Origin of the sequence: Sphingomonas echinoides ATCC 14820 (genome assembly GCF_000241465.1) — a bacterium.
GTDB classification, from domain to species: Bacteria; Pseudomonadota; Alphaproteobacteria; order Sphingomonadales; family Sphingomonadaceae; genus Sphingomonas; species Sphingomonas echinoides.
On sequence record NZ_JH584235.1, the window covers coordinates 3397355 to 3406464 of the forward strand.

Sequence of the window (9110 nt, forward strand, 5' to 3'; positions counted from 1 at the left end):
TGAGCACGCCCTCAAGGACATGGCCGTCGGCGAGTAAACTTGGCCACCCTTGCCGCGCATTTCATGAAGATGTGCTGATTTTTCCGTAGAAATTCAGCAGTATAATTTAAAAATACTGGATACGTATCGCTTACAAGATAAGTCTGTGGAACGGAATGGGCGTGTCGGTCAGTCTTGTGTTTATCCTGTGGACTTGTGCAGTATAAGTGATGTAGTATTTAAGTTAATATTGTGCGGTCGCAAATTTGTCGGTCCAGTGTGGCGTTGGTCAGGACTAAACATGGCATCCGCAATTTCCAGATCTAGCTTCTCCGCGGCGGTGCCGGGTTTGTGCGTTTTTTTTGGCGTGCTCTGCGGCAGTCTGTTATGGCAAATCTGGGGCCAGGTTTCGGGCACATCTCCGCCTTTATCGTTTTCGCTGGGTATTGCTGTCGCAGGGCTGATCCTCGTCGGCTTGCGATATTGGCCGATCGTGGCGATCGCCGCGATTGGGACCACGGTGCTCGCGGAACCCGCGCACCCCGTTCTGCAAAATGTTGTGCATGGTGCGGGCCTCACGCTGGGCGCTTTTACATCGGCGTTCATCATCGAGCGGTGCCGGATCCGGCCGAGTGATCTGCTCGACCCCAAGTCGGTGTGGGGCACCTTGGCTGCGGTCGTGGCCGGGACCGTCGCGGGTGCCGTTTCGGCGACTGCGGCGGTCATGCTGGTGGGCGGGCCGACGAGCTTCGTGGCGGGGGTTGAAGACCGTGCCGCGCGGTTCGGGCTAGGCTTGATCCTTGCCACGCCGCTGGTTCTGGCGTGGGCGGCGCGCCCGGCCGAGCGCTGGACGCGGATCGAGTGGTGCGGTTTCGTTGCCTTGATGGCGCTTTGCGCCGCCGTGGCCGCTGCCGTCAATTTCGGGTCGGGCGCGACTTCGTTCGCCTGGGTGATGTTCCCGCTCATCATCGTTGCCTTGCGCTTCCATTTGCGCGGTGCCGCCACCTCCATGGTGATTGTCGCAGTCATCACGCTATGGGCTGCGGGGCAAAATGCGCCTCCCGCAATCGGGGAGCTGGCCAGCGGCCAAATGCGCCTGGCGCAATTTCTGGTCGCCGCAACCGCCGCGACGATGTTCGTGCTCGCCGCGACCGCCGACAAACGCCGCGAACAGGAGCGCGCGCGCGATGCCGAGCAGCGCTATCGCGCCATTTTCGAACAGGCCGGCGTCGGCGTGGCCGTGCTGTCGGCCGATGGCGAGTATCTCGCCGCGAACGAACGCTACCTCGAGATCGCGGGATATGGCCGGGAAGAGCTGTTGGGAAGCCATTATACCGCGATCTTGGACGATGCCGATGTGAGCGCCAGCCGTAACGTGCTGGCGCAACTCGCGCGCGATGACGCGCCGATCATCTCGCGCGATCTCCATATCCGGACCAGGGACGGCGATCAGCGGTGGATCCGCGCGACGTCGAGCAGGATTGTCGGGGCCGCAGGCGAGGTCGATCAAGTTGTCACCGTGGTTGAGGATATCTCCGAGCGGGTGAAGGCGGAGGTTGCGCTTGCCGAAAGTGAAAAGCGCTTCCGCCTGGCCCAGCAATATGCCGGCGTCGGCGTGTTCGACATCGACCTGACCGAAGAAAGCGCGCTGCACTCGCCCGAAAGCGCAGCGCTGTTCGGGGTGCCCTGGCATCCCGGTGCCTATCGTCTTCCCGACTTTGTCGACCGCGTCGGGCAATCGCAATTGCGCGAGATGCGCACAAAATTGTTCCGCTCCGCCGTCGACGAAGCGCCGTTCGAAATGACGCTGCGCGTTTGCATGCCCGATCGCCGGATCCGCTGGATCCGCTTGCATGGCCGGTATGATCCTTATGAGGAGCGCCCCCGTCTGCTCGGCCTGGTCCTCGATATTACGCGCGACGTTGAGGCCAAGGCGCAATTGCGCGACGCCAACGAGAAATTCCTGCGGGTCACTCGCCTGAGCGCGATGGGGGCGATGGCCTCGACCTTGGCGCATGAATTGAACCAGCCGCTATCGGCCATTACCAACTATGTCGAAGCGGGACGCTACAAACTCTGTGAGGCCGACGCGGTCGATGCGACGCTGCTGTCGATCCTCGATTCCGCCCGCGATCAGGCGCTGCGCGCGGGCGACATCATCCGCAAGATGCGGGCCTTTGCGGTCAGCGGCGAAGTCGTGTTCGAGCGGGTGTCACTGGGGCCAGTGCTCGCCGCCGCGTGCGCGGGCGTGCAGCAACTCAAAATGGCGCACGATGTGACGCTGCTTTACCATCCCGTGCGACCCGACCTGCTCGTGGTCGGCGATCCGGTGCAGCTCGAGCAAGTGATGTCCAACCTGATCCGCAACGCGGTCGAGGCAACCGAGGGGTTGGCCCGCCGGGAAATCGTGGTGGCAACGCATATTCGTCAGCGCGACGTGCTGATCACGGTGTCCGACAGCGGGTGCGGTCTTTCGCAGGGCATGCTCGAAAACCTGTTTGCACCGTTCAGGACCAGCAAGGCGAACGGCACCGGTTTGGGGCTGGGTCTGCCGATCTGCCGCACTATTGTCGAAGCGCATGGCGGGAAATTGTGGGCGGAAAACAACCCGCAAGGTGGGGCAGTGTTCAGCCTCGTGCTGCTCCTGGAGGAGGGCTGGGCGCATCTCGGCAAAGGCGAGATCGCGTCCGAACGCTATGGGCAACGCGACGATCGGGCCGCCTAAATCCGCACGTAGCGGAAGTACCACACCTCACGCCCCTGGCGGCGCGCCTTGCGTTCGTAGCGGGTTTCGGGCCAGTCCTCGGGGCGGGTCAGGAAGTCGGCGGCGGTGCGGGCGGTCCACACGAAATCGCGCCGCTGGCCCATCACCATCATCGCCCAGCGGCAATAGGTCGGGTCGTCAGTGCCCAGGCGAAACTCCATGCCCGGCTTCAGCTTGGCCGCGATCAGGTCGAGCGGGCCGTGATTGATCATGCGGCGCTTGGCGTGGCGCGCCTTGCGCCACGGGTCGGGGTGCAACAGATAGACGCGCGATAGCGACGCATCGGGCAGCCGTTCGAGCACGTCGAGTGCATCGCCCATATGCAGGCGGACATTGTCGAGCGCTTCGTCGCGGACATGGCCCAACGCCCCGACCACGCCATTGAGAAAGGGTTCGCAGCCGATAAAGCCGGTGTCGCGCCGCGCCATCGCCTGGCCCGCGAGATGCTCGCCCGCGCCGAAGCCGATTTCGACTTCCAGCGGGCGGTCGCCGCCGAACAGGCGGGTCGCATCGAGCGGGCCATCGGCGGGCACGCTGATCTGCGGGAGCAGCGTCTCCACCAAATCGGCTTGCCCCAGGCGCAATTTATGGCCCTGGCGGCGGCCATAGAGGCGGCGGGTGGTCATCGGATCGGTCATCGGCGCAGGCTCTAGCGAGCGCGCAGGCGGCTGCAAAGCGCCGTTTCTTCCGGAGGGGGTGGGCGCGGTCAGGCGGCGTGCGCGAGTTCGGGGCGCACGAGCCGCCCGATCTGCGGTCGCGCGAAATAATAGCCCTGCATGTAGCGCACACCGATGCCGCGCAATTTGTCATATTCAGCGCGCGTCTCGACGCCCTCGGCAATCACCTTCACGCCCAGTCGCGAGACCAGATGAAAGGTTTCCTCGACCACCAGCCGCCGTGCCCAGCTGCCGCACAAACCGCGGATCAAATCGGGCTGGAGCTTGACGGCATCGGGCAGGAAGCGGCTCATCAGCGTCAGCCCCCAATCGCCTGATCCAAAATCGTCGATGATCGTGGTCATGCCCATCTTGCGATAGGCGCGTGCGACGCGCTCCAGATGCGCATCGTCGAGCCGCTTGCACTCGCTGAATTCGAAGGTCAGCCGTTCCGGCGGGAACCCCGTTTCGCGCGCGGCGCGCAAGGTGCGCTCGCTATCGGCGACGGGATCCTCAATCGCCTCGGGCAGGAAGTTGATCGACAGCAACGCCCCGGAGGCGATGATTCCCGCATCGACGGCCTGGCGAATCGCGGCCACGCGGCATTGCTGGTCAAAGGCGTAGCGCGTTTCGGGCGTCACCCGCGCCAGCATTTCCGGGGCTCCTTCGCCATTGGGTCCGCGCACCAGCGCCTCATAGGCGCAGGTGCGATTGGCCACGACGTCCATGATGGGCTGGAACGCCATGACGAGGTGAAAGTCATGCTCCTGCGCATCGGTTGGGCGTGCGTGTTGACCGGACAAGAGACGCTTCCTCTGTTGACCCTTGTCTATTGATAGACGCTACGCGGCCGTAACGGGTGCGGTGCGCGATGGTTATTTTCCCGCTAAGCCAGTGTGTGGCGGTGACAGGCCGGGCGGAGTAAACTCGATATGGTTAATGCCAACTTCATTGGGAAAGCTAAGTATTGGTAGTATAAGAGAAGTATAGGATCATCGATATTGGCAACGGGGGCGTATCGATGAAATTCACTTATCTGGGCGGGGTGGTCCTCGCGTCGTGCGTCCCTGTGATGGCCGAGGCGCAATATACCGTACAATGGGCGGCTCCGGCTGCGGTAACCTCCACCACGGCGTATTTACCGATGGGAACGCCGCTGCAATTGACCACGCGCACCGAGCTTAACACCAAGGACAATCATGCGGGCGACCGCTTCTATCTCGAAGTGGCCGAACCCCTCGTTTATCGCGGGCAAGTGGTGGTGCCGGTCGGGTCGATCGCGGTGGGCGAAGTGATGCGCGCCGAACGCAACGGCCATTTCGGCAAGCGCGGCCAGCTCGATATCCGGCTCGATTATGTGCAGACGCCAAACGGACCGATCCGCTTGTCGGGCCGCACCGCGCGGCAAGGGACCGGGCAGGGCGCGCTGGCAATTGGCGGTGCGCTGTTCATTTCCTGGCCGATGCTGTTCATTCACGGCACCAGCGGCAGGATGCCCGCCGAGACGGTGGTGACAGCCTACCTCGCCGACGATCTGCGTTTCAACGTGCAGGCAGCCTCGACGCAAGCGGTGGCGGCCATGCCGGATAGCGAGCAACAGGCGCGCCGAGCGCCGCCCGCGCGGTTTGATCCGTCGGTTTTTTCGTCAAACCGACCGTAGGGGCTTAACCGCGGGGCTATTTCATCACCCCGCTATCAATCTGAATATCGCGCTTTTCGCCCCAGGTTGTAGCCTTGCTTGCGAAATGTTCCTTGCCGACGATTTTGAGGGCTTGATCGGGGGGCGGCAAGCGGTTGCGCGGGACGTAGCTGCCCGCCGCACCAACTTCATATTCGGTCACCGACCACGATGCCTTCGCTTTGGTGTCGAGCAGCGCCGAGAGCGTGTCGGGCTCGACCATCAGGCCGCGACCGGCATCCTGATAGGCGATGAGATAGCGATCGGTGGTGCCAACCGGGCGATACACCCCGCTGCTGCCCATGCCGATCGAGGCGGCGAGGTCGCGGCACCAGGTCACCGGCGGTGGCGGAGGTTCATCCTTCGCCATCTTCTGCTTCTCGTCGGTCGATGCGCTCGACAGCAAGGCACCGAACAGCAGCGCGCTGCCCATCGCTTTGCTACGGTTGATCGGCTTGGCCTCCCCGGACAGAGCGAGCGCGGACGTACAATCCGCAACCGGTATGGCGGCGGGCTGTTGCGCAATCTTCTGTGGCCAGCCGAGCGCCGCCACGACCCCGCGGATATGCGTTTCCAACGTCGCGCCGTCCAAGGTCTTCGACGAATAGCGCACCGAGACGTACCAGTCGGCCCCCAGTGGCATGAAGGCGATCGCCGTGCTGCGATACGGGCCCTTGCTGACGCTGTAGCTGTCGATCAAGCCGCTGGCAGTGCCCTGGCCGGGTGGCGTGAACGCGGTCGGCGTGTGCAGCGGCACCAGCCCGCCATAGATGTCGCGGTGGCTGGCCACCCAGTCGATCCGGTCGAACCACAGGGGCACCGATCCGCTGACATTGCGGAACACATAGACCGTCAGCGTTTCGCTATTGCTGGGATTGTCGAAACTCAGCGCCTCGTCGAGATCAGGGACGTAGGCGACCGCAGACGTGCGCTGCAAGCCATCGAGCGTGGTCGGAACCGACAGGCCGGAGGGTTTGTGGCGATAGGGCTCGGTCGCACCGAGCTTCAATTGCGGGGGCTGTTGGGCGATCGCGGGCGCAGCGACGCACAGCGCGATCGCAGCCAGTAGCAGGCGCATGAAAAACTCCCCCGGAATCGCCAAGCGATTCCGAGGGAGCCTAAAGTGTCAGCGATTTACCGCAAGCTCTTACGCGACAGCGGCCTTCAGGGCGTCGACCAGATCGGTCTTTTCCCAGGTGAAGCCATCGGCATCGGGCTCGCGACCGAAATGCCCATAAGCGGCGGTGCGCTTGTAGATCGGGGCGTTGAGCTGCAGATGCTCGCGAATGCCCTTCGGCGTCAGGCGGACGAGCTGCGGCAGCACTTGCTCGATCTTGGCTTCGGTAATGCCCTCGGCACCGGTGCCATGCAGGTCGACATAGAGCGACAGCGGCTCGGCAATGCCGATCGCATAGCTGAGCTGGATCGTGCAGCGGCGCGCCAGGCCCGCTGCAACGACGTTTTTCGCCATGTAGCGCGAGACATAGGCAGCCGAGCGATCGACCTTGGTCGGATCCTTGCCCGAAAACGCGCCGCCGCCATGCGGTGCTGCGCCGCCGTAGGTGTCGACGATGATCTTGCGGCCGGTAACGCCCGCATCGCCGTCCGGCCCGCCGATTTCAAACGCGCCGGTCGGGTTGATGTAGATCTTGGTCGCGTCGGTAACGAAGCCCTCGGGCAGCGTCTCGGTCAGCACGCGCGAGACATAAGCGTGCAGTTCTTCGTACAGCGCCGGATCGGCATTGTCGCCCTGCAGGCAATAGCCCGCTTTATGCTGGGTCGAGACGACCAGCGCGGTCGCGCGCACCGGCACTTCATTCTCATATTCCAGCGTGACCTGGCTCTTGGCGTCGGGCTCCAGGAACGGTGCCGCGCCTGAGTGCCGGTCCGCCGCCATGCGCTCGAGGATCTTGTGGCTGTAATAGAGCGTCGCGGGCATCAGGCCCGGCGTCTCGTCGGTGGCGTAACCGAACATGATGCCCTGGTCGCCAGCGCCTTCGTCCTTGTTGGCACCTTCGTCCACGCCCATCGCGATTTCCGCCGACTGGCCGTGCAGATTGTTGTGGAAGGCGAAGGTTTCCCAGTGGAAGCCCGACTGTTCGTAGCCGATTTCCTTGACCGTGTTACGCACGGCCGCCTCGATCTCGGCGAGCGCACCCTCGGCCCATTCGCCATTTTCATACACGCCTTTGCAGCGGATTTCGCCGGCGAGCACGACCAGGTTGGTTGTCGTCAGCGTTTCGCACGCGATGCGCGCATAGGGGTCCTTGCTCAGGAACAGGTCGACCACGGTGTCGCTGATCTGGTCGGCGACCTTGTCGGGATGGCCTTCCGAGACCGACTCGGAGGTGAAGAGAAAACTGGAACGCATGTGTTGAGATCCTCAATGGTTGAGGAGAGCTTTGGCCGTTGCCATGCCTGATATAAAGCTTTCCTTATATGACGCCCTATCGTGCGAAACGGCGCAATGCAATTGCCGACAGGAGGAATGCGGCACCAACAATTAGTGCTATCAGGTTGCCCAACCGCGCGAACAGGGTGGGCGGAGCCGCAGGCGGGATCGGCCGTTCGATCGCGCCCGGCCTGTCCGCAGGGATCGACGCGAGCACGCGGCCCTGTGCATCGATGATCGCCGAGATGCCGGTCGGCGTGGCGCGGATGACGGGCAGGCCCTCCTCGATCGCGCGCATCCGCGCTTGCGCGAGATGCTCCGCCTGGCCCCAATAGCCGAACCAGCTGTCGTTGGACGGCTGGAACAAAAAGGCCGGGCGGTGGCCGGGTTCGACCACCGCGCCTGAAAAAATGATCTCGTAGCAGATCTGGAACCCAACCCGGCCGAAAGCGGGCAGATCAAGCCCGCCAACGCCTCTGCCCGCCGAAAAATCGAAGTCGCCCGGCACGAGGCGCGCCAGCCCGATCGCCGAGAGCAGTGGGCGCGCGGGCAAATATTCGCCGAACGGCACCAGATGCCCCTTGTCGTACCGCCCGAGGATGCGCGCGTGCGAATCGAGCGCGAAGATTGCGTTGGTCGCGCTGGAAAGCGTGCCTGCCATATCGAACATCAGCGCATTGCCACCGGTCAACACCACATCCTTCGGGCCCAGCAGCGCGGCGATGCGGTGGCGCGTCTCATAGGGTGCCCCTTCCCAATAATATTGGCGGGGATAGCCATCTTCCGGCAGGAAACGCAGCGCGCCCTCGGGCCAGACGATCAGGCGCGGGGCGGGGCCGGGCTTGCCGCTCAGCCGCGCGAGCTGGCGCAAATTGGCCTCGGCATAATCATCGCGCGGGCGCTGTTCCTGGTCGAGATCGGGCTGAACGACGCGCACGCGCGGGGCGTTGGCGGCGATGCGGGTGGGGGCCGGTTGCTCCAACGCTGTTACGCCGAGGAGTATCGGCAGCGCGAGCATGGCGGCGCTCGTCCGCCATTGTCGGGTAACGGCGAGCAAAACTGCCCCTGCCGCGAGGACAGCGACCCCCGACAGGGCGTAGGTGCCGAAATACCGGGCGCTCGCCGCGACGGGGGTCGGCAACCAAATCTCCGACAGCGGATTCCACGGATAGCCGGTGAACAGCGTCCCCCGCAGATATTCTGTGGCGATCCATGCGGCGGCGAAGCTCAGCACAAAGGGCGCATCCGGTCGCGCCCCGCGAAAACGCCACGCCACCCCGGCGGCGGCCATCGGGAAGACGCCGAGATACAGCGCCATCACGCCCGGCGCGATCCAGCCGAGCGCGTGCGGCATCGCATCCTGATAGGTAAAGGCCTTGGCGATCCAGTTATTGCCGATCAGGAAATGCGCAAAACCAAACAGCCACCCGCGCCACAATGCCGCGCGGATGCCGGGTGCTTCGTGCACGATCCACAGCGACGCCGCCACGCAGCCAAGCGTCACCGGCCATAGCTCCAGCGGCGCAAAGCCGACGGCGGCAATCCCGCCAAGCAGGAAGGAGAAGAGCGCGGGGCGTTCGGTCATGCCCGCGCTATCGCGGCATAGCGAGCCCCGCGCAATCCTCCCCGGAACGGGGAGGA

General features: G+C 64.0%; 7 protein-coding genes. 2 read left to right on the forward strand and 5 right to left on the reverse strand.

The genetic code is table 11. The features are described 5' to 3' along the window. The first annotated feature begins 280 nt into the window (after positions 1-280). On the forward strand, positions 281-2704 hold the full coding sequence (locus ON00_RS19935) for a PAS domain S-box protein (protein ID WP_083834123.1): 2424 nt from the start codon (positions 281-283) through the stop codon (positions 2702-2704). Here the strand turns inward: ON00_RS19935 and trmB are convergent. Both trmB and ON00_RS15815 read right to left on the reverse strand, forming a co-directional pair. Beyond that, positions 2701-3381 (reverse strand): tRNA (guanine(46)-N(7))-methyltransferase TrmB, encoded by a 681-nt coding sequence (trmB, locus tag ON00_RS15810; protein ID WP_010407456.1) that lies wholly within the window; start codon positions 3379-3381, stop codon positions 2701-2703. The genes ON00_RS19935 and trmB overlap by 4 nt on opposite strands. A 68-nt stretch (positions 3382-3449) precedes the next feature. Beyond that, positions 3450-4202 carry an EAL domain-containing protein gene (locus ON00_RS15815; RefSeq protein WP_245535586.1) on the reverse strand — a complete coding sequence of 251 codons (753 nt, stop codon included), beginning with the start codon at positions 4200-4202 and terminating at the stop codon, positions 3450-3452. Between the two features lie 218 nt (positions 4203-4420). On the opposite strand from ON00_RS15815, the gene ON00_RS15820 reads away from it, so the two are divergent. Next, complete coding sequence (locus ON00_RS15820) at positions 4421-5059, forward strand: hypothetical protein (protein ID WP_010407459.1); 639 nt, start codon at positions 4421-4423, stop codon at positions 5057-5059. A gap of 16 nt (positions 5060-5075) precedes the next feature. Here the strand turns inward: ON00_RS15820 and ON00_RS15825 are convergent, their stop codons facing one another. The 3 genes from ON00_RS15825 to lnt all read right to left on the reverse strand — a co-directional run bounded on the left by ON00_RS15825 (position 5076) and on the right by lnt (position 9054). Next, the gene (locus ON00_RS15825; protein WP_010407460.1) at positions 5076-6155 is read right to left on the reverse strand and encodes a hypothetical protein; all 1080 of its coding nucleotides are present in this window, start codon (positions 6153-6155) and stop codon (positions 5076-5078) included. A 69-nt stretch (positions 6156-6224) separates the two neighbouring features. Continuing rightward, positions 6225-7448, reverse strand: a complete 1224-nt coding sequence (gene metK / locus ON00_RS15830) for a methionine adenosyltransferase (RefSeq protein WP_010407462.1) — start codon at positions 7446-7448, stop codon at positions 6225-6227. Between the two features lie 76 nt (positions 7449-7524). Beyond that, the gene (gene lnt, locus ON00_RS15835; RefSeq protein WP_010407464.1) at positions 7525-9054 is read right to left on the reverse strand and encodes an apolipoprotein N-acyltransferase; all 1530 of its coding nucleotides are present in this window, start codon (positions 9052-9054) and stop codon (positions 7525-7527) included. Positions 9055-9110 lie beyond the last annotated feature (56 nt).

Bases quoted from the DNA above. Each gene is read 5' to 3' on its own strand.
- ON00_RS19935 (WP_083834123.1), top strand. From the start codon at position 281: ATGGCATCCGCAATTTCCAGATCTAGCTTCTCCGCGGCGGTGCCGGGT.
- trmB (WP_010407456.1), bottom strand. From the start codon at position 3,381: ATGACCGATCCGATGACCACCCGCCGCCTCTATGGCCGCCGCCAGGGC.
- ON00_RS15820 (WP_010407459.1), top strand. From the start codon at position 4,421: ATGAAATTCACTTATCTGGGCGGGGTGGTCCTCGCGTCGTGCGTCCCT.
- ON00_RS15825 (WP_010407460.1), bottom strand. From the start codon at position 6,155: ATGCGCCTGCTACTGGCTGCGATCGCGCTGTGCGTCGCTGCGCCCGCG.
- metK (WP_010407462.1), bottom strand. From the start codon at position 7,448: ATGCGTTCCAGTTTTCTCTTCACCTCCGAGTCGGTCTCGGAAGGCCAT.
- lnt (WP_010407464.1), bottom strand. From the start codon at position 9,054: ATGACCGAACGCCCCGCGCTCTTCTCCTTCCTGCTTGGCGGGATTGCC.